The 25097-nt window shown below is 49.7% G+C and carries 22 protein-coding genes and 1 pseudogene; 5 read left to right on the forward strand and 18 right to left on the reverse strand.

Annotated features, from left to right (window positions below):
- Nucleotides 1-2: 2 nt before the first annotated feature.
- From cysN to cysG, 3 genes are read right to left on the reverse strand one after another with little or no spacing between them, the layout of a single operon-like run.
- On the reverse strand, nucleotides 3-1427 hold the full coding sequence (cysN, locus tag N7E60_RS12540) for a sulfate adenylyltransferase subunit CysN (RefSeq protein WP_269597644.1): 1425 nt from the start codon (nucleotides 1425-1427) through the stop codon (nucleotides 3-5).
- Nucleotides 1428-1436: 9 nt separating this feature from the next.
- Nucleotides 1437-2345, reverse strand: a complete 909-nt coding sequence (cysD, locus tag N7E60_RS12545; protein WP_269597645.1) for a sulfate adenylyltransferase subunit CysD — start codon at nucleotides 2343-2345, stop codon at nucleotides 1437-1439.
- 12 nt (nucleotides 2346-2357) lie between these two features.
- Nucleotides 2358-3785 (reverse strand): siroheme synthase CysG, encoded by a 1428-nt coding sequence (gene cysG / locus N7E60_RS12550; protein WP_269597646.1) that lies wholly within the window; start codon nucleotides 3783-3785, stop codon nucleotides 2358-2360.
- 296 nt (nucleotides 3786-4081) lie between these two features.
- On the opposite strand from cysG, the gene N7E60_RS12555 reads away from it, so the two are divergent.
- A complete protein-coding gene (locus N7E60_RS12555; protein ID WP_269597647.1) occupies nucleotides 4082-6046 on the forward strand; it encodes a bifunctional 2',3'-cyclic-nucleotide 2'-phosphodiesterase/3'-nucleotidase in 1965 nt (654 codons plus the stop codon).
- A gap of 78 nt (nucleotides 6047-6124) precedes the next feature.
- Entirely contained in the window at nucleotides 6125-6577 is a 453-nt protein-coding gene (locus N7E60_RS12560) for a GNAT family N-acetyltransferase (RefSeq protein ID WP_269597648.1), read from the forward strand.
- Between the two features lie 89 nt (nucleotides 6578-6666).
- Here the strand turns inward: N7E60_RS12560 and N7E60_RS12565 are convergent, their stop codons facing one another.
- Both N7E60_RS12565 and N7E60_RS12570 read right to left on the reverse strand, forming a co-directional pair.
- Nucleotides 6667-8298 (reverse strand): methyl-accepting chemotaxis protein, encoded by a 1632-nt coding sequence (locus N7E60_RS12565; protein ID WP_269597649.1) that lies wholly within the window; start codon nucleotides 8296-8298, stop codon nucleotides 6667-6669.
- A gap of 371 nt (nucleotides 8299-8669) precedes the next feature.
- Complete coding sequence (locus N7E60_RS12570) at nucleotides 8670-9278, reverse strand: LysM-like peptidoglycan-binding domain-containing protein (RefSeq protein WP_269597650.1); 609 nt, start codon at nucleotides 9276-9278, stop codon at nucleotides 8670-8672.
- A 125-nt stretch (nucleotides 9279-9403) separates the two neighbouring features.
- On the opposite strand from N7E60_RS12570, the gene N7E60_RS12575 reads away from it, so the two are divergent.
- Nucleotides 9404-10024 (forward strand): FKBP-type peptidyl-prolyl cis-trans isomerase, encoded by a 621-nt coding sequence (locus tag N7E60_RS12575; protein WP_269597651.1) that lies wholly within the window; start codon nucleotides 9404-9406, stop codon nucleotides 10022-10024.
- A gap of 47 nt (nucleotides 10025-10071) precedes the next feature.
- Here N7E60_RS12575 and N7E60_RS12580 read toward each other — a convergent pair whose 3' ends face one another.
- From N7E60_RS12580 to dusA, 10 genes are all read right to left on the reverse strand, one after another.
- Complete coding sequence (locus tag N7E60_RS12580; protein WP_269597652.1) at nucleotides 10072-10899, reverse strand: transporter substrate-binding domain-containing protein; 828 nt, start codon at nucleotides 10897-10899, stop codon at nucleotides 10072-10074.
- Nucleotides 10900-11097: 198 nt separating this feature from the next.
- Nucleotides 11098-12336 (reverse strand): alanine racemase, encoded by a 1239-nt coding sequence (gene alr / locus N7E60_RS12585; RefSeq protein ID WP_269597654.1) that lies wholly within the window; start codon nucleotides 12334-12336, stop codon nucleotides 11098-11100.
- Nucleotides 12337-12564: 228 nt separating this feature from the next.
- Entirely contained in the window at nucleotides 12565-13338 is a 774-nt protein-coding gene (locus N7E60_RS12590) for a phosphoadenylyl-sulfate reductase (protein WP_077456534.1), read from the reverse strand.
- Nucleotides 13331-15046: an assimilatory sulfite reductase (NADPH) hemoprotein subunit gene (gene cysI / locus N7E60_RS12595; RefSeq protein ID WP_269597655.1), complete on the reverse strand. Its 1716-nt coding sequence runs from the start codon at nucleotides 15044-15046 to the stop codon at nucleotides 13331-13333. The genes N7E60_RS12590 and cysI overlap by 8 nt, the downstream gene beginning before the upstream one ends.
- On the reverse strand, nucleotides 15046-16851 hold the full coding sequence (locus tag N7E60_RS12600; RefSeq protein WP_269597657.1) for an assimilatory sulfite reductase (NADPH) flavoprotein subunit: 1806 nt from the start codon (nucleotides 16849-16851) through the stop codon (nucleotides 15046-15048). The genes cysI and N7E60_RS12600 overlap by 1 nt, the downstream gene beginning before the upstream one ends.
- A gap of 155 nt (nucleotides 16852-17006) precedes the next feature.
- Complete coding sequence (locus N7E60_RS12605; RefSeq protein WP_408642327.1) at nucleotides 17007-17237, reverse strand: thymidylate kinase; 231 nt, start codon at nucleotides 17235-17237, stop codon at nucleotides 17007-17009.
- Between the two features lie 122 nt (nucleotides 17238-17359).
- Nucleotides 17360-18868 carry an acetaldehyde dehydrogenase ExaC gene (gene exaC, locus N7E60_RS12610; protein WP_077480296.1) on the reverse strand — a complete coding sequence of 503 codons (1509 nt, stop codon included), beginning with the start codon at nucleotides 18866-18868 and terminating at the stop codon, nucleotides 17360-17362.
- A 212-nt stretch (nucleotides 18869-19080) separates the two neighbouring features.
- Nucleotides 19081-19725: a TIGR04219 family outer membrane beta-barrel protein gene (locus tag N7E60_RS12615; RefSeq protein WP_077456526.1), complete on the reverse strand. Its 645-nt coding sequence runs from the start codon at nucleotides 19723-19725 to the stop codon at nucleotides 19081-19083.
- Nucleotides 19726-19894: 169 nt separating this feature from the next.
- Nucleotides 19895-20158, reverse strand: coding sequence for an envelope stress response protein PspG (pspG, locus tag N7E60_RS12620; RefSeq protein WP_269597659.1), 264 nt, complete (start codon nucleotides 20156-20158; stop codon nucleotides 19895-19897).
- 161 nt (nucleotides 20159-20319) lie between these two features.
- Nucleotides 20320-21348, reverse strand: a complete 1029-nt coding sequence (gene dusA, locus N7E60_RS12625) for a tRNA dihydrouridine(20/20a) synthase DusA (protein ID WP_408642328.1) — start codon at nucleotides 21346-21348, stop codon at nucleotides 20320-20322.
- Between the two features lie 298 nt (nucleotides 21349-21646).
- Between dusA and N7E60_RS12630 the strand changes: the two are divergent.
- Together N7E60_RS12630 and N7E60_RS12635 are read left to right on the forward strand one after the other, a co-directional pair.
- Nucleotides 21647-22418 (forward strand): annotated as a pseudogene (locus tag N7E60_RS12630) (site-specific integrase); the annotation flags it as partial.
- 32 nt (nucleotides 22419-22450) lie between these two features.
- Entirely contained in the window at nucleotides 22451-22786 is a 336-nt protein-coding gene (locus N7E60_RS12635; RefSeq protein WP_269597660.1) for a hypothetical protein, read from the forward strand.
- Between the two features lie 117 nt (nucleotides 22787-22903).
- On the opposite strand, the gene N7E60_RS12640 is transcribed toward N7E60_RS12635, so the two are convergent.
- The 3 genes from N7E60_RS12640 to N7E60_RS12650 are packed head-to-tail and all read right to left on the reverse strand — an operon-like array spanning nucleotide 22904 to nucleotide 25029.
- The gene (locus tag N7E60_RS12640) at nucleotides 22904-23449 is read right to left on the reverse strand and encodes a hypothetical protein (protein WP_269597661.1); all 546 of its coding nucleotides are present in this window, start codon (nucleotides 23447-23449) and stop codon (nucleotides 22904-22906) included.
- Nucleotides 23446-23832, reverse strand: a complete 387-nt coding sequence (locus N7E60_RS12645; RefSeq protein ID WP_269597663.1) for an STAS-like domain-containing protein — start codon at nucleotides 23830-23832, stop codon at nucleotides 23446-23448. The genes N7E60_RS12640 and N7E60_RS12645 overlap by 4 nt, the downstream gene beginning before the upstream one ends.
- Before the next feature lie 3 nt (nucleotides 23833-23835).
- Nucleotides 23836-25029 carry an ATP-binding protein gene (locus N7E60_RS12650; RefSeq protein WP_269597664.1) on the reverse strand — a complete coding sequence of 398 codons (1194 nt, stop codon included), beginning with the start codon at nucleotides 25027-25029 and terminating at the stop codon, nucleotides 23836-23838.
- Between the last annotated feature and the right edge of the window lie 68 nt (nucleotides 25030-25097).

Below are 25097 nucleotides of genomic sequence, written 5' to 3' on the forward strand. Positions count from 1 at the left end.
GTTTACCCCAGTTGGCGTAGATCCCGCGCTTGCCAATGCGGAAAGTGCTTGCGGATCAACTGGTTTAACTCAATTTCAAACGCTGAGAACGACGAGGTGGTTTGCGGCTGCGCCTCCGCCACATGACGGATCATGCCCGCGCCAACCGTCACATTGGTGAGGCGATCAATCAGGATAAAGCCACCGGTATTCGGGCTATCGTGATAGGTATCCAGCGGCACCGCTTCGCTCAGGGTCAAGGTGCAACGACCTATGCCATTGAGCGGCAAGGTGTCTGCGTCATGAGTATTAAGCGTATTAACATCGACCCCATACGACAGTGCCTCAACCTGCGCCGAGGTTTTCTTGCTGGCCAACTTAATGTCGTATTCGCGCCCCGGTGCCAGTGGGGTTTGCGTCATCCACACCACGTCGGCATCAAATCGTTGCCCCACCGCCACGTCATCATCCGCTCGCACCAAGAGATCGCCGCGCGAGATATCAATTTCTCTATCTAAAGTGAGGGTGACCGCTTGACCGCTAAAGGCAAATTCACGATCACCGTCAAAGGTGACGATGCGCGCGACCTTCGCGGTAAGCCCAGAGGGGAGTACCTTAACCTCATCGTCCACATGCAACTCGCCACTGGCAAGGGTGCCCGCGTAACCGCGAAAGTTCAGATCCGGTCGATTGACATACTGCACCGGAAAACGGAACGCACCCGTCCCGCGCGATTTTTCAATGTCGATGGCTTCTAGCTGGCTGAGCAGCGGCTCGCCTTGATACCACGCCATCGCGTCACTGGCATTGACCACGTTGTCGCCTTCGAGTGCCGACAAAGGCACCATAGACACTGACAAGCCGGGGTTGAGCTGATCGGCAAACGCCAGATACTGCTCTTGAATTTCATTAAACCGGGCTTGGCTATATGCCACCAAGTCCATTTTGTTCACCGCTACCACAAAATGCTGAATACCCAGCAAGTTAGCGATATACGAGTGGCGACGAGTCTGATCCAAGATGCCGTGGCGCGCGTCGATTAAGATCACCGCCACATCACAGGTCGACGCACCGGTGGCCATATTCCGGGTGTACTGCTCATGGCCCGGGGTATCGGCGATGATAAACTTACGCTTGGAGGTGGAGAAATAGCGATACGCCACATCAATGGTGATCCCCTGCTCGCGCTCGGCTTGTAGGCCGTCTACCAATAGCGCCAGATCCGGTTTCTCGCCCGTGGTGCCAACACGCTGGCTATCGGCATGAACAGCAGCCAGCTGATCTTCATAGATCTGCTGTGAGTCGTGCAGCAAGCGGCCAATCAAAGTCGACTTACCATCATCGACAGAGCCACAGGTCAAAAAGCGCAATAAACTTTTGTGTTGATGCTGTTGCAGATAACCCTCAATACCCAGATCGGCCACCTGTTGTTGAATTGCTGGATTCATGACTGCTCCTTAGAAATAACCCTGACGCTTTTTGCGCTCCATGGATCCGGACTGATCGTGGTCGATCGCCCGTCCTTGGCGTTCACTTGAGGTAGCGACCAACATCTCTTCGATGATCTCTGGCAAGGTGGTCGCGGTAGATTCAATCGCCCCGGTAAGCGGGTAACAGCCTAGGGTGCGAAAACGCACCGATTTATGAGTCACGGTTTCGTCGGGCCCAATCGGCATCCGCCCATCATCCACCATGTACAAGGTGCCATCGCGCTCTACCACTGGGCGCTCGGCCGCTAAATAAAGCGGAACAATGTCGATATTTTCCAGATAGATGTACTGCCAGATATCGAGCTCAGTCCAGTTGGAGAGCGGAAACACGCGAATACTCTCGCCCGGATTCACTTGACCGTTATAGTTGCGCCACAGCTCTGGCCGTTGGTTTTTCGGATCCCAGCGATGGTTCTTATCGCGGAACGAATAGACGCGCTCTTTGGCGCGGGATTTTTCTTCGTCCCGACGCGCGCCGCCAAATGCCGCATCAAACTTATGCTGATCCAGCGCCTGCTTCAGCGCTTGGGTTTTCATGATATCGGTGTGCTTATCGGAGCCGTGATCAAAAGGATTGATCCCCTGAGCCATCCCTTCTGGATTTTTGTGCACAATCAGATCTAGCCCCAGCTCTTTAGCGGTGCGATCGCGAAAGGCAATCATGTCGCGAAACTTCCAGTCGGTATCGACATGCAACAGTGGAAACGGGATCTTGCCGGGGTAAAAAGCTTTGCGCGCCAAGTGCAGCATCACTGACGAGTCTTTGCCAATCGAATACAGCATCACGGGGTTATCAAACTCCGCCGCGACTTCCCGCAGTATATGAATGCTCTCGGCTTCTAACTGCTGGAGGTGAGTGAGTGTTTTTGCATCCATCCTAACTATCCTTTAAGCGAAGTTAACCACAGCGGTGGGGGCTTGCGTGGGGTCGGCATCGCTTACCGCGCGCCCCTCGCCAAACCATGTCAGCTGACCGGCGAGTGCCGCCACTTCGCCCACCACGATCAGCGCGGGCGACGCAGCTTGTTCCGCCAGCGACGGTAAGTTGTTGAGTTGACCAGTAAAGACTTTCTGCTCCGGACGCGTGCCGTTTTCAATCACCGCCACAGGGGTGTCCGGCGATCGACCGTGAGCAATCAGTTGGCTTTGAATATGGGCCGACTTCATCAAGCCCATATAAATCACCAAGGTCTGACGCGGGCGGGCTAAGGTCGCCCACTCCAAGGTGTCTTGTTCTTTTTTCAAATGACCGGTAATAAACAGCGCGGTCTGGGCATGATCGCGATGGGTGAGCGGAATACCGGCATAGGCCGTCGCCCCTGCTGCCGCAGTGATCCCGGGCACCACTTGAAACGAGACACCGGCGTTGGCAAGGGTTTGTAGTTCCTCACCACCACGGCCAAACATGAAAGGATCGCCTCCTTTTAAGCGCACCACCCGTTTTCCCGCTTGAGCATGCTCGACCAACAGGCGATTAATGTCGTCTTGGCTCACACTGTGGTAGCTCGCCCGTTTGCCCACACAAATCAGCTCCGCATCTCGGCGGCACAGCTCCATAATCGGTTCAGCCACCAAGTAGTCGTAAAGCACCACATCGGCTTGCTGCATTAATTGCAACGCGCGCAAGGTCAATAGACCCGGATCCCCTGGCCCGGCGCCAATCAACGCCACTTCGCCTTGGGTGGTGATTTGTCCACTAAGCTGCTCCAGCGCTTGTTCGGCTTGCTGGTGTTTGCCCGCCGCGACTAAATCGGCAAACCGCCCACTAAAAGCGGCCTCCCAGAATTTGCGCCGGCCCGTTAAGGTCGGAATGCGCGCTTTCAGTTTGTCGCGAAACGCACCCGCCATTGCCGCCATCTTGCCAATATGCTGAGGCACCAGGGTTTCAATTTTTTCACGTAGCATCCGCGCCAATACTGGCGCTTTACCGCCCGATGAAATGGCAATAATGATGGGAGAGCGATCAACCAAGGAAGGAACAATAAAGCTGCATTTAGGGGTGTCATCAACGACATTGACCAAGATATTGCGGCTATCAGCGGCGGTGGAGACCAGCTCATTGACGAGGGCATTGTCAGTCGCCGCAATCGCCAGCATCTTTCCGTCCAGATGTTCGGGACGAAACGCCTCACGCAATACCGTCAGCTTTCCTTGCGCTTGCGCCTCCGCAATTTCACGGTCGACGTCAGGGGCAACCACAGTGACGGCCGCGCCCACCTTGAGCAACATGCGCGTTTTGCGCCATGCGACTTCGCCGCCACCTACCACGAGGCAAGGACGCTGTTTAAGCTGAGCAAAGAGGGGGAGATAATCCATGATCGCGCATTCCCTTGATGACAATGCAGCCACTATATCGCCCAGCAACTATTACCTGAAATTCTATAAATTCATTTTTTATTCTTTTTTGTGATTAATAGTCGCGTACTTATCCGCTTAAAACCCTGACGTCCATCTACCACGCAATGATGACGGTCTCAAAATGCCGCTTTCCTCAACACTCAACTCCGACAAAATGACAGAAGACGATCAAGACCACAGCTTTTGTCATAATGTAAGTTGCATAATGGCGCCGCTTGATACCTGACGCACACTTTTTTACTGGAGACTTTGTTATGCGTTTGATGCCTTCTGCGGTCGCTACAGCGGTAGTTGCCGGCCTGCTTGCTGCCTCTGGCAGTGCCTTTGCCGACACCGTTAACCTACGTGTGATTGAAACTACCGACATTCACACCAACGTGATGGACTACGACTACTACAAAAACAAGCCCTCGCAAAAAATCGGCTTGGTCCGCGCCGCCACTGTGGTGAAACAAGCGCGTGATGAGGCACAAAATGCCCTTTTGGTCGATAATGGCGACCTGTTGCAAGGCAGCCCAATGGGCGATTACATGGCCAGCAAAGGTATCAAACCCGGTGAGGTGCACCCTGTATATAAAGCGATGAACTTGCTCGATTATGAAGTGGGTAACATCGGTAACCATGAGTTCAACTACGGCTTAGCGTTCTTAAAAGAGTCGATTAATGACGCCAACTTCCCGTATATCAACGCCAACGTGTTTGATGCAGAGACTGGCGAGCATTACTTTGACCCGTATTTAATTAAAGAATACCAACTCAAAGATGAAGACGGTGACAGCCACACCATAAAAGTCGGTTACATTGGCTTTGTCCCGCCTCAAATCATGACGTGGGATAAAGCCAACCTTGAAGGCAAAGTCATTGCCAAAGACATTAAGCAAACCGCTGAAAAGCTTGTTCCAGAGATGAAAGCCAAAGGCGCGGACGTAGTGGTGGCAATCCCACACTCTGGCGTCTCTCAAGCACCGTATAAAGCGATGGCTGAAGACTCTGTCTATTACCTCTCAGAAGTCGATGGCATTGATGCGATTGCCTTTGGTCACTCACACGCGGTATTCCCAAGCGATGATTTTGCCAATATTCCCGGTGCCGATATTGAAAAGGGCACCATCAATGGCGTGGCCAGTGTGATGGCCGGTCGCTGGGGTAGCCATGTCGGCGTGATAGATTTGAAGCTCGAGCAAGTCGATGGTCAGTGGCAAGTGGTGGATAGTGAAGCGCATGCTCGCCCGATCTTTGACCGGGCCAGCGGAAAAGCGTTGGTCGATGCCGATAAAGCCCTGCTCAACGCCGTTGAAAAAGACCACAATGCCACCCGTGAGTTCGTTAATCAGCCAATTGGCCAAGCCAATGATGTGATGTACTCCTATTTGGCTTTGCTCCAAGACGACCCCACCGTACAGATTGTTAACTTGGCACAGCAAGACTATGTCGAGCGTATGATCCAAGGCGATCCCGACTTAGCAGAGCTGCCGGTACTGTCTGCTGCTGCGCCTTTTAAGGCCGGTGGTCGCAAAAACGATCCGAGCAACTTTACCGAAGTGGAAGCCGGCCAACTGACCTTCCGTAACGCCGCCGATCTTTACCTGTATCCAAATACCTTGGTCGCACTGAAAGTATCTGGCGCCGAACTCACCCAATGGCTGGAGTGCAGCGCTGGCCAATTTAACCAAATCAACCCCAATGCGAAGCAGCCTCAGACGCTTGTGAACTGGGACGGGTTCCGTACTTACAACTTTGATGTGATTGACGGGGTAGAATATCAAATTGATATTACTCAACCTGCTCGTTACGACGGCGATTGTAATGAAGTGAATCCAGACGCATCACGAATCGTCAATCTCACCTATCAAGGCAAACCGGTTGACCCCGAGCAAACCTTCTTGGTCGCTACCAACAACTATCGCGCTTATGGGGCGAAGTTCCCGGGCACCGGCAGCGATCATATTGCCTTTGCCGCGCCGGATGAAAACCGCACCGTGGTCGCCAACTACATCAGCCGCGTGAGTGATGAAAAAGGCCAAGTCACGGTGAGTGCTGACAACAACTGGTCCATCGCCCCAATAAAAGGCGATGCCATCGTGCACTTTGAAACTTCACCCAGCGAGAAAGCCGCGCAGTTTATTGAGCAAAAAGGCCGCTGGGCGATGACGAAAGCAGGTAAAGATGACGTTGGCTTCGCGGTCTATCGCGTCGATTTAAGCCAACCTCGCCCATAAATAGCCTGCACAATAAATAGTCTTTGAATACCGCAGCTTGTCTGCGGTATTTTTTATCTTTAATCAGGAGGACGTCGTATGGAATGGCAACGGGCAACCTTTGACACACTGGATACTCGCACTTTATTCACATTGATGAAATTGCGTGTCGATGTGTTTGTGGTCGAGCAGGCGTGTGCTTACCCAGAGCTAGACACACATGATACCGCACCAGATACTGTGCATTTACTGGGCTGGCTGAATGGCGAGCTAGCCGCTTATGCCCGTATTCTTGCACCGGGCGCGAGTTACGCTGGAAGCAGCATTGGCCGCGTGATCATTGCCCCCGCACATCGCAGCGGGCGATGGGGGCATCAGCTCATCCGCCAAGCCATTCAAATATGCCAACAGCAATGGCCCGAGCAAGACATCGAAATAGGCGCTCAAGCTCACCTACCACACTTTTACCAAAAGCATGGTTTTGTATCCTTTTCCGAGCCCTATCTGGAAGATGGGATCCCACATATTGATATGCGCCTTTCCACTCCATAAAAAAATCCCGCGACAGTGCGCGGGATTTTATGTCTAGGCAAATAACAAGCTTGTTGAGTTCAGCTGTTTTTTTGCGAGCGTCCGTGGCGTTACTTGGCCAAACGGAAACGCTGCATGGTGCTTTGCAGTGAGTGCGCCAACTGGCTGAGCTCGCTACACGCTTGCGCGGTTTGATCCGCACCGCCCGCCACTTCTTGTGACGAATCGTTTATGCGCTCAATGTTGCGGCTTAGCTCATCGGCAACCGAGTCTTGCTCACCACAAGCACTCGCAATCTGCATGCCCATATCGGCAATATTCTCAACCGATGTTTCGATGCCACGGATCAATTGCTGCGCTTGGCTACCTTGCTCCACACACTGCTCAATACTCTCACGGCTTTGAGTGGTGGCATCGCGCGCTTGGGTCGCGAATTGCTGGAGCTTCTCGATAATTTCAGTAATTTCACCCGTCGAGTCTTGGGTACGACCGGCCAGTGTGCGGACTTCATCGGCGACCACCGCAAAGCCGCGGCCAGACTCACCGGCACGCGCCGCTTCGATCGCCGCATTCAGTGCCAACAGGTTAGTTTGCTCGGCGATATCACGAATAACATCCACCACAACGTTGATTTGCTTCGACTGCTGGTCCAACTCGTTGACTGTGTCACCCGTTTTACGCATGTCTTCTGCAACTTTGGTGATAGATCCCACCATGCTATCGACATCACGTCCGCCGAGGCGCGCCTGCTCACTGGCTTCGTTAGCCGCGGTCGACGAGCTTTCGGTATTCTGCGCAACATCCGCGACAGTGGCTTTCATCTGCGCCATCGCGGTGGCGACTTGTGAAATCTCATGTTGCTGACTTTGCATGCCGCTTGAAGTTTGGCTAGACACCGCACTCACTTCTTCGACCGCACTGCTTAGCTGGGTCACCGCGGCAATCACTTCTTCAATCAGCGTGCGCAGGCTATCTTGCATAGCAATACTCGAGTCTGCCAACTGCCCCATTTCATCGTTACCGATTTGGCTACGATCTAATTGGTAAGTCAGGTCGCCCTTGGCAATCGCAGAGGATTGCTCCATCACCAAACGGAGTGGATTAATAATCGCGCGGGTGAACACCACCGCAACCACAATCATAAAGGCGATTACTGCGAACAGTACGCCGATAATGGTCATACTCACTGTCGACACTTGATTGAGCATAGTGGTGCGATTTGAGGTGATAAAGCCTTGTGTTAGCTTTGACATCTCTTTCAGCGCAGCATCTAGCTTTAAGAAGGTGTTAAATGAGTTTGATAGAATGCTTTGTGCCTCTGACAACTGACCATTTTCAACGAGAGACGGGAAGTTTTTCAGCTCTTCGTTGTATTTAGCCCAGTTATTTTGGATACGCGTAAATATCGCCTTCTCGTTGTCATACCAAAGGCTTTGTTCATAGGCATCAAGATCTTGGCTATATTGACGTTTCATCGCTTGCAAGTCATTGGCAATCTCGCGACGTCGAGTCATATCATCGAAAGTTAGAACGGCGTACTGGTCTTGACGAATACGAATAATTTCTTCACTTAAACGCTCAAGCTCTAATACCGCAGGTAGGGTATCGTCAGTAAAGTTCAGCATATTATCGCGCATGCCGCTCACTTGGGTAAAAATGTAAAACCCAAAGATCGCGACGGCGATACCAATCAGGGAAAAAGCCGCAGTAAACTTTTTACCAATAGATAGATTTTTTAACATGGAAAAGCGAGTCCTCAACAGATTTATGGTTAGCGTGTCAATGCCTGGACATCCATGTTGAGGCGGCTTGCGTGTATCCCCTACACAGCCGGCGCGAATATTAGCACAAAATTTCACCAAAGTGTGACATGAAACTCATTATTTTCTAAAAAAGTATGTCATGCACGCTGGTCAAATTCGCAGGCACGGTCGCGTAATTTAGCGAATAATCGCTAAAAACCTCCAAATCACAGCATAAACCCAGCCATATTGACTGATTTATTAAAAAGTAGATGAAAAAAACACCAACGGCGAATTTATCGGCACGGAAGTTTAAAAAATAAACAAGAAGGAAAGCGTAGGCACGGTGACCCCGTGCCTGAAAAGAAGGACTAGCGTTGGCGCGCAAAGCCTCCATCCGATAAACGGAAATATAATACGGACTGACCTGCCTGCGTTTCCACTTGAAGAATGTCGAGCGCACCACTGTCGGTGCGCTTAAACCGAATCCATTGACCCGGCTGGATACGGCTAATGGGTTTTCCTTCCCCTTCAATATTGGCAATCGCGTAAAGATCGGTCAGCGCCAAGTCATTATCGCGAAACACCTTAGCAAGCGTATCTCCTTGCTCAATTTGGTGACTGACCCAGTCATTTTCCGGCGTGGAAGGTTGTGATGCCTCCGGCTGCGAGCTGTCTGTCGACGTAGCACTGCGTTTGGGTTGTGCCTGAGTATCAATCGCCACAGAACGCCGCTCCTGAGGCTGCGCGGTCGTTTCAGTCGAGGACGGTGCAGGCAATAGGCTTAGGACTAACACCAAAGGGAACAACACCATTAATAATCGTTGGTGCAAACGAGGTAGGCGAAGCCAAGCGTGGCATACTGTGCGTACCCATGCCATGTCTTGCCACTGCCCTTTTCTACTGGATGAAGAAGCGAGCATTCGTCCCCATCTCACGCACCAATCTTTAAATTGTGTACGCATTGCTGTTAACTTCATTGCCACTCCGCGCATATTTTGATGTTTTACCCTTATATTGGACGCCTTTTGCGTACAAAAGTTTACCCACGAAACCATCACCTGTTATCCTTTCACACTTTATTCACGCAAAAAAGAGAGACGTTATGTCTGACGTACAACTAGAAACCGTCGAGCAAAAAGCAAGCTATGGCATCGGCCTACAAATGGGTCAACAACTGGCAGGCAGTGGCCTTGAAGGCCTACAAGTCGATGCGATTGCTAAAGGCATCAGCACGGCACTGGCTGGCGAAATGCCAGAAATCGAAATTGACGACATCAATAACGCCCTACGCGAGCTTCACACAAAAGCAGAAGAAGTTCGTCAAGAAGCTGCAAAAGCACAAGCGGCTGAAGGCGATGCTTTCTTAGCAGATAACGCAAAGCGTGATGAAGTGACCGTGACCGAATCTGGCCTCCAGTACGAAGTGCTAGTAAAAGGTGACGGTGCGATCCCAACCAGCGATAAACAAGTGCGTGTTCACTATCACGGTCAATTGATCGATGGCACTGTATTTGATAGCTCAGTAACGCGTGGCGAACCTGTTGAGTTCCCTGTGACTGGCGTGATCAAAGGTTGGGTTGAAGCTCTACAAATGATGCCTGTGGGCTCAAAGTGGAAACTCTACATCCCACAAGACCTTGCCTACGGTGAGCGTGGTGCTGGCGCCGCTATCCCACCATTTGCGGCACTGGTTTTTGAAGTCGAGCTGCTAGATATCCTGTAAGGATAAGGCGGTTTCTATTGCAAAGCGATGCCTCTGGCATCGCTTTTTTATTGGCGTTGGCAAAGTTGCGATGTAGCGATCCCATCTGGATATTGCGCTTCACGGTAACCATATTTTTTTACCCGCTCTAACATCTGTTGGCTCCCCATATACTTGGCTTGCGCCTCATCAAATAACTCCACAAACGCGTTATCTTCTTTACGAAAACCAATACCGATATAGTGCCTTGTTTGGCTCGTCGCTCTCGCCGGATCACTCACAGAGAGACTATCGGGTGCCTGTTTAGCAAGGTATAACGCCGTGAAATACGGTACCGCTCCTACCTCAGCACGCCCCTCTTTCACGGCGGAAAGAATTTCAGTCGGCCCGGGGACTTGAATAATCAAAGACTCGCTGAGTCCCGCATCACGCGCCGAGTTGGTCATGTTGTATCCCACCCCCGTCACCAAACGCGCGCTTTCACGTACAACGTCTGGATAATCATGAATATCTTTGGGGTTACCTTTCGGCACAATAAAGGCGTCGCGAAAGCGCCCTATAGGCTCAGAAAATGCAATTTTCTGACAACGACTGCTAAGGATATACATCCCGCCGGTGATGATATCGAATCGCTTCGCGCGCAAACCGGGAATTAATCCGCCCCATTCAGTGAAAACAGGCTCGATATGGTTGATCCCCATGCGATTCAATATATCGATGGTATAGTCATTAATCAGCCCAGTAGGTTTACCATCACTGTCCAAGTAAGCCCAAGGCTTTTCATTCGCAAATCCTAACCGCACAGGTTTCCCCGCTTCGATACGTGCGTTTAGCGTCTCTGCAGACACAGAGCTAATCAAAAGCAGACTGGCGATGATAATGACGATTTGGCGCATGGTGCGTCCTTGAGACCCTTCACGGTCAATCAGTGATGATTGGATGTTAGCAAAAAGCAACACCTCGCCTTAAAAACTAAGCACACAATAGCTAAAAACGCCAACCTATCCGTCCCCACGATTGCGACAACGCGGTGCAGGTTCGCAACATGGATTCAGGGATAAAAAAGCCCGGCTCGGGCCGGGCTTGGGTTGAGATTATTGCACGTACTCACGTGGGTTGACTGCGCCCCACCAGCTGTAGATTTCTGGGAAAATCACATCCGCGTTGCTTTCGTACTCCACCGCCCCAATGGTTTCATCGCCTTGCTGACCGAATAGCACCACTTCATCATTCGGTGTCACTTGATCAGCAATATCAGTGACATCCACCATAATGGTGTTCATCGATGAAACACCAACCACAGGCACGCGATGGCCTTTGATCAACACATCGGCATTGTTCCCCATTTTACGCGGGAACCCATCTGAGTAGCCGACCGGCAAATTGGCAAGAATAGAATCACGCTCGACCGTGTAGGTGCTGTCATACCCCACGGTACTACCCGCTGGTAAGTGGTGTAAAGACGCGACCTTGGTCTTGAAGCTCATGATCGGCGGGAACTCGCGATTGGTTGGTTGATCGCCGTAAAGCACGCCGCCGGGACGTACCATATCAAAATGGCCTTCTGGCACGTTCAAGGTCACGAAAGAGTTGGCGGCATGAATTAGCACGTCTTCACGCTTTAAGTTGGCCTGTTCAATCAACCAATCGCTGTTCGACTTAAACTGCCCCAGCTTACTACGCACGTACTTGGCACTGTAATTTGGGAAGTGCGTCATTATACCAACCACGTTGAATCTCGGATCAGTCGCAATCTCCATCGCAAGTTGCTTGCCATACTCCGATTCCATCTCGATGCCGTTTCGACCCATGCCTCCGGCGTTAAAAGCCATATGTACAGGGATGACAATGTCGTGCTTGTCGGCAAGTTCACGCATTTGTTCTGCTTGCTCGGCCGAGCCTACAAGCTCTTGCATGTTTAACGCCAAACCACTTTCCATTTCTTGTAATGTGGCAGTCCGTACTCGCATGATCTCACCGGTGAAGCCGCCTTCACGTAGCGTGCGCGCTTCCTCGTTACTGGCAATACCCACGCAATCAATGCCACTAGCGATAACCACAGGCAGGAGACCCGCAATTCCATTGCCATACGCATCTGCCTTCATCACCACACACATTTTGGTGCCATCAGAAAGCTGTTGCTGAACACGTTGAATATTGTCATTAAAAGTGGCGGTGTTCACTTCCAGCCAACCATTGCCATGGCCCATATAACGCGAGCTGCTGGTGTCTGTGGTCGGTGTGGTTGACGAGGAATAATCAAGAAAGGCTGGTGCGCCAGCCGCAACGACACCCGCTACGGCAAGGGCGACTAAAGAGAGTTTTTTGTTCATAAGCTTCACTGTTTGTCACGTGGGTTCGGCGTCCGTGACGTGTGTGGAGGGACATAATCCTTCCTTCGCTTCCTGATTGCGCGCGCAATTTATATCACAGAAAGCATCACGGTTGATGGATAACTCAATAAAAAAGATAGACAAACACCGTCGTTTGAACAAAAAAAAGCGCCACTTTAATTCGTGACGCATGTAAGTGACGCCTGTCCGTCACACAGAGCAATACGGCTAAATACCTGCCCCATCGTTCACATCATCTTCGTGCAGACCACATTCTCGTTTCAGACCGAAAAAGCGGGTTTGCTCCTCGCTCATGCCGGGCTCTAACCGCTGAGTGGTATGCACATCGCCCACGGAGACATAACCTTGCTCCCACAAAGGGTGGTAAGGCAAGTCATGCTCGGTCAAATAAGCGTGCACCTGTTTATTGCTCCAATCCACCACAGGCAAAAACTTAAATACACCATGCTGCACGCTTAAAATGGGTAAATGCGCACGCGATTGCGATTGTCCGTGACGCAACCCTGAGAACCATGTACCGGCATTAAGCTCGGTCAATGCTCGCTTCATCGGCGCCACTTTATTGATCTGGTTATAACGAGTGATCCCCTCAACCCCCTGCTCCCACAATTTGCCATAGCGGGCTTCTTGCCATGCTGGGCTCAATTCAGAACGGTAGACGTTGAGATTGAGCTTTAAACGTGCCTGCAGGTGATCAATAAATTGGTAGGTTTCTTGGAATAAGTAGCCGGTGTCGGTCAGGATCACCGGAATGTCCGGCTTCACCTGACTGACCATATGCAGCATCAATGCCGCTTGTATCCCGAAGCTGGAGGACAGCACAAACTGTCCGTCCAGATGTTCCAACGCCCAGCGAATGCGCTGCTGCGCGGTGTACTGCTCGAGCTCAGCGTTAATTTCAGCCAGCGCAAGCGTCTGCTGACTTTTATTCATCGCCACCAGATCGGCGCGGGTCAGCGCAGAATAAACCGTATCAGGCATAGAAGTCCCTCTTCGATACATGTACAGGTGCAATCACGTCGGTACGAATCAAGAAATCACCAAAATGCTCGCCTTCTTGACGTTCGCGTGCCCAGCGGCCAATCAAGGTATCTAACTCGGCCAAGATTTCTTGGTCGGTGATATTTTCTTTGTACATTTTGGGAATACGTGTGCCTTCCCAGTTGCCTCCCAAGTGCAGGTTATAGCGGCCGGGCGCTTTGCCAACTAACCCTACTTCCGACAACATGGCGCGACCACAACCGTTCGGGCAACCGGTGACACGCAGAACAATCGGATCATCTTGCACTTGATGCTTTTGCTGAATTTTCTCTACTTGCGTAACAAAATCCGGCAAAAAGCGCTCCGCTTCGGCCATCGCCAACGGACAGGTTGGGAAAGAGACACAGGCCATCGAATTGGTGCGCTGTACACTGTGCGCATCATCAATCAGACGGTAGCGGCGAGCGAGCGCTTCTATTTGGTCTTTTTGCGCTTCAGGGATCCCAGCAATAATCAAATTCTGGTTGGCTGTCATCCGAAAGTCGCCTTGGTGCACCTTAGCAATCTCAGCCATCCCGGTTTTCAGCGGCTTTTCTGGCGTATCACGTAAACGGCCATTTTCAATAAACAGCGCCAAATGGTATTTACCATCAATGCCTTTGGTCCAGCCTAGGCGATCGCCACGTCCGGTAAAAGTATAAGGCCGGCTAGGTGCAAAGCTGACGCCAGCGCGCTTTTCCACTTCCGCTTTAAACGTCTCCACACCGACACGGTCAAGGGTATACTTGGTTTTGGCATTCTTACGGTTCGAACGGTTCCCCCAGTCTCGTTGGGTCGTCACCACAGCCTCTGCAATCTTCAACGTATGCTCAAGGGGTATAAAACCGAAATCATCCGCGCGACGTGGATAGGTACTGGTGTCACCATGGGTCATGGCAAGCCCGCCACCGACGAGTACATTAAATCCAACCAGTTGGCCCTTCTCGGCAATGGCAACAAAGTTCAGGTCATTGGCGTGCACATCCACATCATTTTGCGGGGGGATCACCACCGTGGTTTTGAACTTACGTGGTAGATAACGCTTACCTAAAATCGGCTCATCATCTTGCTTACCTTCCACTTTTTCGCCATCCAGCCAAATCTCCGCGTAAGCGCGTGTTTTAGGCAATAAATGTTCACTGATCCGCTTGGCCCAATCGTATGCTTGCTGATGAAGTTCAGACTCAACAGGGTTCGAGGTACACAGGACGTTACGGTTTACATCCCCCGCGGTGGCAATCGCATCAATCCCATATTTGTTCAAGATTTGATGCATCATCTTGATATTGGGTTTCAATACACCATGAAACTGAAACGTTTGACGGGTGGTCAAACGGATACTGCCGTACAGGGTATTTTCTTTAGCAAATCGGTCGATAGCCAGCCACTGCTCGGGGGAGATGATCCCCCCCGGCATCCGGGCACGCAACATCACATTGTGTAACGGCTCAAGCTTTTGTTTTTGTCGCTCAGCACGAATATCGCGATCGTCTTGCTGGTACATACCGTGGAAACGGATCAACTGAAAGTTGTCATCCGTAAAGCCGCCAGTGATCGGGTTGGTAAGATCCTCACTGATGGTGCCACGTAAGAAGTTACTGTCATCTTTTAATCGCTCGTTATCGGCGAGGGGCCCCAGTGTGTCGCCCGCAAATTTTTGCTCACTCATTAGTACACATCCCTTTGATAGCGCTTATCTTTGCGCAATTCATTAATAAAGGTCTCAGCGTCTTCTCGGCTCAACTGACCTTGGTGCTGGGCAATGTGAATCAGGGCATCATGCACATCTTTTGCCATGCGATTCGCATCCCCACAGACATACACATACGCGCCGTTTGACAACCACTGCCATACCTCACTGGCGCGCTCGAGTAATCGGTGCTGCACATACACTTTTTCTGCTTGGTCACGGCTAAACGCCACATCCATGCGAGTCAGCAGACCGGATTTCAGGTACTGCTGCCATTCAACTTGATAGAGGAAATCATCGGTGAAGGTGCGATCGCCAAAGAACAGCCAATTATCACCACTGGCTTCTCGCTGCTCTCGCTCTTGCAAGAAAGCCCGGAATGGCGCGATGCCCGTGCCAGGGCCAATCATGATGATGGGCGTTTCGTCATTATCGGGAAGTTTGAAATTATCGTTGTGCTCAACAAATACTTTGACCGAGCCAATAGCGTCTGCCCGTTGGGTTAAAAAGCCCGAGGCACCACCTTGACGCAAAGCACCTTGCGCCTGTTCATAGGCCACCAAGCCGACAGTCAGGTGAACTTCGTCTTCCACTTCCGCTTGGCTTGACGCGATGGAATACAGCCGTGGCGTCAGACGACGTAACACCGACTGCAGTTGCTCGGCATGTAGCTGCACGTCAGCAAGGCTCAGCACATCAATCACTTGGGTTTGATTGGCATAATCACGAAGCGTCGCTTTGTCTTCGGTGAGCGCGGTTAATGCATCATTTTCAGTCAACGCCGCGAGCGCTACGATTTGTTGCGGGTTAGAGACGGTAATTTCATAGTGCTCAATCAAGGCCTCACGAATTGAGATAGCACGCCCGTCAATCTCAATGCTCTCGTCACCGTTCAAGCCGACACGCGCCAAAATCGCATCCGCCAACTCTGGGTCGTTTTGGTACCACACACCGAATGCATCGCCGGGCTGATACTGGATCCCTGAATCCCCTAAATCGAATTCAAGGTGATAAACGGCTTTATCTGAGCCTCGACCAGTAATTCGCTGGCAGGTGAGTAATTCAGCCTCATAAGGCGATTGTTTGGTATATGCGCTGGTTGCCGCTGCTGTTTGACGAATCGGTACCACTTGCGCATCGCCACTTGCCTGAAAGTGCTGCTTCACTTCCGCTAAGGTTTGCTCACGCCACGCGCTCGCGGTGGCTTCATAATCCACATCACAATCAAGGCGCGCCACCATAGGCTTAGCGCCCAGTTTTTGCAAAAAGGTGTCAAAGTCTTTTCCGGTTTGACAGAAGTACTCATAACTCGAATCGCCCAGACTCAACACGGCATAATGAAGATGGTCGAGCTTGGGCGCCTTTTTCGATTGCAAAAACTCATGCAGGGCAATGGCGTTATCAGGCGGCTCGCCCTCGCCATTAGTTGATGCCACGATCACCACATGGCTCTCTTTGCTAAGCTGCTTGCCTTTATAGTTATCTGCAGCCACCAGCTTTGCAGGGATCCCTGCCGCTTGTGCATCGTGATGCAGCGCTTCTGCCACGCCTTTAGCATTGCCGGTTTGCGAGGCGTAAATAATGGTTAAGGTATGATTCGGGCTGGCTTGGGCGTCAGCACTGGGAGACGCAGCCGTGGTGGTTGGTGATTGGCTCAGTCCCCAAAAATAGCCACTGATCCAGGCCAGCTGCTGAGGTGACAGTTCAGCCACCGCTTGCTGCAACTGGCCGATCTGCTGATCGTTCAGCGGGCTAGTCAGCCCAGAGAGTTCCTTAAGTAACATGGTGACGACATTCCTTGCTTACATTGCGTGAATGCTAGCGTAACCGCACCAATTAATAACAAGAAAGAATAGATACGAATGTTTTATAACTTTTAGTAAGAAGAGGGGCGCACAAAGGCGGGTGTTGATGCGCTTCAACACAGAGGTGTGACGGGTCAATCCGCGATGCGAACTTGGTCAAACCCGATTTGTAATGCGTTTAGCGTGGCTTGGTCAATATCGGCGAAGCACTGCTCAATGCCTTCAGCATCGGTCAACGCCATAATACCGCCGCCCGTATGGCGACATTCCACGACCCAACCTTCACTGTCTAATGAAGGCTCCACCATCACCTCAACCAGCAGCTTTTGGTGGTATAAGGCACGTAATTGCTCGGCTGTCATCATTATTCTGCCTACCTACTTGCTCACTTATTGAGCTTAGTATCAGATAAGCAGGCTCGCCAGATCCGGCCAGACAGCCTTGGGAGCTTAACCAGTGCGGCTTACTGCCGCACTGGTCGATTCGATCAGAAAAAACCCAATGGATTGATGTCGTAACTGACCAGCAAGTTCTTGGTTTGCTGATAGTGGCCAAGCATCATTTTGTGGGTCTCTCGTCCGATACCAGACTTTTTGTAGCCTCCAAACGCGGCATGCGCCGGATAAAGGTGATAGCAATTGGTCCAGACACGACCCGCTTGGATCGCTCTCCCCATCCGATAAGCACGATTCATATCTCGGGTCCAAAGCCCCGCGCCCAACCCGTACTCAGTGTGGTTGGCAATCGCTAAAGCTTCCGCCTCATCCTTAAAGGTGGTCACCCCAATCACGGGCCCAAAGATCTCTTCTTGGAACACCCGCATATTGTTGTGCCCTTTCAATAGCGTCGGCTGCACATAATAGCCGCCGCCCAAGTCTTGATGGCTGCCACCAATTAATACCTGCGCGCCCTCTTCTTGACCCACTTTCAAGTAGCTCATGATCTTATCAAACTGTTCATCAGACGCTTGCGCTCCCACTTGGGTCTCGGTGTCGAGCGGGTTGCCTTGTTTGATCTTGCCTGCACGCTCAATCACGCGGGCAATAAAATCGTCGTAGATACTTTCTTGGATCAGTGCGCGTGACGGACAGGTACAAACTTCACCTTGGTTGAAAAAGCCCAACAGCAAGCCTTCTACCGCCTTATCGATATAGGCATCCTCTTGCTGCATCACGTCTTCAAAATAAATGTTGGGCGATTTGCCCCCCAACTCCACGGTGGAAGGAATGAGATTTTCTGCTGCGCAGCGCAGAATATGATGCCCCACAGGAGTGGAACCCGTGAATGCCAGTTTGGCAATCCGTGGTGATGTGGCAAGCGCTTGTCCAGCTTCGGCGCCATAACCATTGACGACGTTCACCACACCAGCAGGCAGAAGATCGCCAATTAACTCCATCAATAGCAAAATGGTGGTCGGGGTTTGCTCAGCCGGTTTTAGCACCACGCAGTTCCCTGCCGCCAGTGCGGGGGCAAGCTTCCACGATGCCATCAGCAACGGAAAGTTCCACGGTATGATTTGTCCTACCACGCCTAATGGCTCATAAATGTGGTACGCCACCGTGCCTGCATCCAACTCTGCCGCGGTGCCCTCTTGGGCACGAATACAACCCGCAAAGTAGCGGAAATGGTCGGCGCAAAGGGGAATATCGGCGGCCAAGGTTTCGCGCACGGCTTTGCCGTTCTCCCACGTTTCTGCCACCGCCAGCATTTCCAGATTCGCTTCAATGCGATCAGCAATTTTTAACAATATATTGGCGCGATCGGTCACCGAGGTTTGGCCCCACGCTGTTTTTGCTTGATGGGCAGCATCCAGCGCAAGGTCGATGTCTTCTGCGCTTGAACGCGGCACTTCAGCCACCGTTTCACCGGTACACGGCGATGTGTTGGCAAAATACTGCCCCTTCACGGGTGGCACCCATTCACCACCAATATAGTTCTCGTAACGCGGTTTAAACTGGACTATGGCGCCTTCGGTGCCGGGCTTTGCGTAAATCATAGCGATTCCTTATTCCATGTCAGAGTGGATGGCGGAGCAATCACTGCTATCTCCTTGCCGTGTCACAGAGGTAGCATGCCAACGTTTTTCCGCACTGGGTATTGGCCGAAAGTCGAAGTGAGAGCCATCCCACAATCGCTATGCGCTTGATTTTAAGTATAAAAAAACCGCGCCTAAGCGCGGTTTTAATGTTGGGGTAACGCAACCATCGATTAAAAGTCGAGTTCTGCACCGACAAAGAAGCCCGTCAGATCCAGTTTGCCGTCATTGTTATCAAAGTAATCAAAGTCATGCTCGATCATTCGATAGCCACCACGTACGTTAAGATCGGCAGCAACAAGGCCCAACTGATACTGAACACCGGCTTCGGCATCCAAGGTGCTGGTGCCATCAAACTCACCTTTGCTCACGGTCGCAAATACGAATAGTGGTGTGCCCACTAATCCAAGACGCGCATCGGCATACACATTAGGTTGCCACTCATCAAAGCTTTGGCCACCAAATTTGCCCGATTGGAAACGCTGCATATTGATGCCCGCGTCAACCGAGATAAGATCGTTGTCTAGCAGCTCGTAATACGCCACAAAGTCAATTTGATCAAAACTGACGTCAGGGTTATCCACGCTAACTGAGGTATGGCGGATCTTCGCATTGGGGATCAGTGGTAAAGGATGTTCAATCGCGGCGTAATACGATCCTGAGGTGCTCGCATCATCGGCTTCAACATTGTTGACATCCGCATCCATGAACCAGGCATCTGCCCCTACTTTACCGCCCGCAAGGGTCGCAGCCTGAGAAGGCATGGCCATCAACGCGGTTAGCGCTGCGGCGGCAAGCGTCATTGAAGTCGTTTTCATGAAACTCTCCACATTGTCGATAAAAAAGTGTCGTCACGCGGAGGCGGCAAAGCCATGCCTTGTCGCCGGTAGATATGAATGATAGCAAGCTTTATGCCCGGATGGCGCTATTCGCATGTTTACCTGCTGGTTTCTCGTGCAGCAGGCCACATTTTTTTACCGAAAAGGCTTAGCGACGACGGTAACGCGCCCAACGACGTTCACGAACAACCACTTCTGGTTCGCCTTTGCGTTGGCGACGGTTACGCTTGAGCAACCAGACAATCGCGGCGATCACCAACAACCAAGGCAACAGTTTAAGCAAGGTGCCAATCATGCCCGCGACCATCATGACCGCGAAGCCAGCCAACATAGCCAGCACCATTCCCATGATGCTCACACCCGTCATAAATAACACAGCCGCAAAGCCAATGAGGAATAGAATTTCGATCATTACGATCTCCTTGTCTTGATAGCGAGACAGACTTTGCAGGTTTCAGGCCAGTTTGTCACTTGGTTTTTTATCCATTTATTCAATGAGTTGCTCAGAATGCTCCGTGCTTTACCACGCATTTCGTCAAATTTATCACTAATAAGTAGTTATTTTGACCACGTTTACGCGTCCAACCAATCGTCAGGAATATGACTCATGGCGGTAGTCAGTACCTCAATACCGGCTCCCGGTTTATGCGCATTCTCGCTGATATAACGGCGCCACTGGCGCGCGCCCGGCATGTTTTGGAATAACCCTAACATGTGGCGGCTAATGTGATTAAGCTGCGCACCTTGGCGTAATTGTTGCTCGATATAGGGGAACATGCCTTCAACCACTTGGCGGCGACTCACACGTGCCTGCGCGCTGCCAAACAAACGCTGATCGACATCCGCCAATAAGAAAGGATTTTGATACGCCTCACGACCGACCATCACTCCGTCCAGATGCGCAAGGTGCTGCTCGGCTTCTTCAAGGGTTTTCACGCCACCATTAATAGCCATGACCAGATGTGGAAAGTCTTTTTTAAGCTGATACACACGCGGGTAATCCAGCGGTGGAATTTCACGATTTTCTTTGGGGCTCAGGCCTTTCAACCACGCTTTACGCGCATGAATCGTGAACATATCACAGCCGCCTTTTTCACTGACGATGTCCACAAAGTCGGTCAAAAATTCGTAGCTATCTTGCTCATCTATACCAATGCGAGTTTTCACCGTGATGGGCACATCAGTCACTTCACGCATCGCAGCCACACACTGCGCCACCAGCTCAGGCTCAGCCATTAAGCACGCCCCAAACCGCCCGTTTTGCACCCGATCTGACGGGCAACCAACGTTGAGGTTAATTTCATCATAGCCACGCTCGGCTGCCAGCTTGGCGCACGTTGCCAGATCCGCCGGATCCGATCCCCCCAGCTGCAACGCAACCGGATGCTCCTGCTCGTTGTAAGCAAGATAGTCCGCTTTACCATGAATGATCGCGCCCGTAGTCACCATCTCGGTAAACAACAAAGTGTGTTCTGATAGTAAGCGATGAAAATAACGGCAGTGACGATCCGTCCAATCGAGCATGGGCGCAACAGAGAAACGCTGCATCACCGTTTTTGGCGTCACATCAGGGCTGGCGGCGGTTTTGCTGGGGTTAGTCATGGTCTCGAATCTCTGCAAATTACGTTAAACGACAGTCGTTTTCGACAGGCGGTACGCCGATAGTACGCCTCAAAGCAGAGGAACAAACATAGACGAACACCCGCGAATGCCTAAAATAGAAGAGGCACCACCTGTAGATACACGCAACAGGCGGACGCGGATTATACACAGAGTGCCCAATACATTTAAGCAGAATCCACATGCAGTAACGTGAGCAAACAAGCCTCCCCGTGAGTGATAAACCAACGGTATCGGCCAAAAGGTGTCAGCAAAGATTGGTGAACTCATTGATATGTAAATGAATAAAAGAAACCTTTGGGATAACACAGGGCGTACCAAACAATACGTGATCCGTATGCTGCGAGATTGCCGATGTGGATACCAAAGACATCGAGACGCAACACATCATCACGCATTGTGAAAGCCGTATAGCCGCCGGAGCCAAGTCTGTGCCAAGTCGGTGACGGTTTACCATGATGTAGCCTATTTGCGTTCGGTGATGCGCAAAGCCAAACCCGTGTTTAACATCGATGCGAACGCGGCGCCCCAAAGATGATGAACTAGAGCGCTTGCGCGAGGGATTGCTGCAACAGCAGAACTTCCGTAAGAACGGCAACGTGCGTATTCCATTTATCGATATTCTAGATTTCTCGGTACTGACGTGTATGCGTATTGGCGAAGTATGCGCGATTACGTGGGAAGACTTAGACGAAAAGAACAAACAAGTTCTAGTCCGTAACCGCAAAGACCCGCGCAAAAAAAGCGGCAATCACATGTTGGTCCCACTAATCGGGGAAAGCTTTGATATTGTGATGCGCCAGCCAAGGGAAAGCGATCGGATATTTCCATACAACCCGCGTTCAGTGACCGCAGGGCTTCAGCGTGTGCGCAATGCGCTAGGCATTACCGATTTGCGCTATCACAATTTGAGACGCTAGGGCGCCAGCCGGCTATTTGAGAAAGGCTACTCGATTGAGGAAGTGGCACAAGTAACAGGGCACCGTAACCTGAACGTGCCATGGACGGTGTACACGGAATTGTTTCCATATAAATTGCATGATAAAAAGTAGGATTACAAGCTAGCGAGCAAAAGGGAAGAACAATGTCTGCATCATCGGTAATATTAACAGTATCAGTTCCGGTTTTTTTGTTTCTGGCAGGATTGGCGTTTAATCAGCCTGACAAATACTTAGATGTACTTTTAAAACCATTGGGAAAACTAGCCAATATCATAATGCTTGCATTACTCGTATATGGTATTTCTTTATCATTGTTCATATTTAAAGAAAAAGATGCGGGATTAGACGAAGAAATTCTAAACTCCATTTCTAGTCAGATGTGGTCACTAGAAGTATGTGGGCTGCTTTTTCTTTCTTTTTCGCTTATTGGTAATATTCCACGCTTCATTGCAGAATTTACTAATCTCAAGTATAAATAATTAAGATGAAAGAAAGAACCAATGTTGTTGTTCCCTTATGAGCTGCATGAAAACTGACTGTGGATATAAAAATCCATATCACTTAAATCCATATCACTTATAAACATGTATTTTACATTAGCTAACCAGTTTGTAATGCAAACACAATTTCTTATATTCCAATTGAATTCGATGAAGGCGTAAATCATCCGTAACATTTTTATCATCATCCGTTATAGCCTTACGAATCTCCTTCGCATGACTGTTAACGTTAAAATCTGAATATTGATTTTTATTAGTTGCATATGGCTCAGGCATAACCCACTCATTAAATGAACTTTTAACGCTTACCAGAAAAGCATGATGGGAAAAAAAACTCCACTGAGAAAAAAGCCAATTTAAAATCTTAATACGTTTAAAAAATGGAAAGTGATAGCTATTATATAGTCTATCAACCTCTTGAATGGCAACAATATAGTTTTGCATTTTTATATTGATTTCATCTTTAGTAAGAAAAGGAAAATTTTTATCACTAGCACTGCAAGAAACCATTATTCCATGAAGTTTCTCCCTTGCATCTTTAATTTCTTGGTTTAATAACGTACGCGCATTACTCTTTGCATTTTGCTTAGCGGTAAAAAACCACCCTAGAACAGCAATTATGAAGGCGATCCACCAAGTCATTTTTGGCTCTCCATACCTTTAAGTTCATGGTTAATATATTCAGTCACCTCTTCAATAACTGACGGATCTTCATGAGAAACTAAATGCTCTTTCAGAAAGTCAATCATATCCAACGTTAAAAAGTCATGCTTTACTATTTCATCTCCATTTGGATGTTCGGTTTTGGGGTGAGATGGCATAGCGCGTACAACACCGCCAAATATCTCCTCCAAGAATGAGGAACCATAACCAAGGACCCCATCAAAATTAATTGAAACTTTAGAATCTTTTTCAAGAGATTTAATAAGAAATCTCTCTCGAAACTCTTCTCCACTATTAGGTCCAATATGTATGTAACGTGGCCCAGGATATCTCGTAAAATCAGCAATATTTAAATATAACATAAGTCACTCATTAATATCGGTTAAGGGAATAGACATATAAATTAGCGTTCCATCCAATCCTGTATTAAAATCGCGTAGAGTTAGCTTGTTGGGCTCAGGGGTTGAAGCGTCTAACATCAGAGAACCTTTACCAGACATAATCAGTATCTTCCCTTTTAACTCTTTAATAGCCTTCCGTAGATCAGCACCACCGTGTCCTCGATTATCATATTTAGTGTATCTAGAAAGTCTCTTACGAACATCTTTAATGTTAATCATACCTTGCAAATAGTGGCTATCTTTAGTGCCAGAGGCTGTAGAAGCTTTCAATAGCTTCCTAATGATATTCCACACTTCTTTAGCCTTCCCGTGTTCCAGAGTATACGGGATACCGACTCCTAAGTCAGCAACCGCAATAGCTAAATGTCCTTCTATGATAGCAAATAAGCACCGCGTTTTGTTGTACTTCAAGCCTTTATCGCGCATAAAAGCTTTGTCGTAAGCATGCTCGGGGCAGTTGTTCACAGCCTCGATCAGCACCTTCCATATTTGAGAACGCTGAGCCGGCGATATATCAGGAACTTTTTCACACACATTTTCTAATATTTTTCCAACTAACTCAGAGTCATTGACAAAAGAAATAGTTTCCCAAACTTTTAGGTTAGGAGGAGCGACTGTATGAAAAACAGGTGCTTTACGAGTTCCTAGTCGTTCATAAAGTTTCAAGTGATTAAAAACATGATTCGGTTGAGCTGTATGATGACAACCATTCCCGGGCGTGGGCTTAATCTTTCTTGGATACTTTATTTTTATATTACATCCTGGGTAAACCTCTTGAAACATCTCTATATATGAAAAAAGAAAAGCGCATCCACTTGGATCAACTTTCTCAACCCCTTCAAGATTTAGTAAAATATCGCAGTTCCCTTCACTGCTTTTTAAAAAAGCATTAATTTTACTAAAGAACTCAAGAGCACACTTTCTATCTTTATATTTCAAAGGCGCCACTGTTAAAGTGGTAGCGAAAAACTTAAATTTCTCAACCTTCCCCTTACATTTATTAGCATGCTCTGCCCTTGAACTATTAGCCTTGGAAGTGAAACAAGACTTCTTTCTCGAACCCAATTTTATTTTTTTACTATCACTATTCATATATCGAGAGTATATTCTTCTCGACCAACGTTTTCTCGCAATGCTTTTAATTTTTGACTTTTCCACGCTCACTCCTTGTAGAACAGTAAGTCACGGGCATTTATTAATATCCCTATAAACTAACTAGCTATAAA

The organism is Salinivibrio proteolyticus, assembly GCF_027286365.1.
GTDB classification, from domain to species: domain Bacteria; phylum Pseudomonadota; class Gammaproteobacteria; order Enterobacterales; family Vibrionaceae; genus Salinivibrio; species Salinivibrio proteolyticus.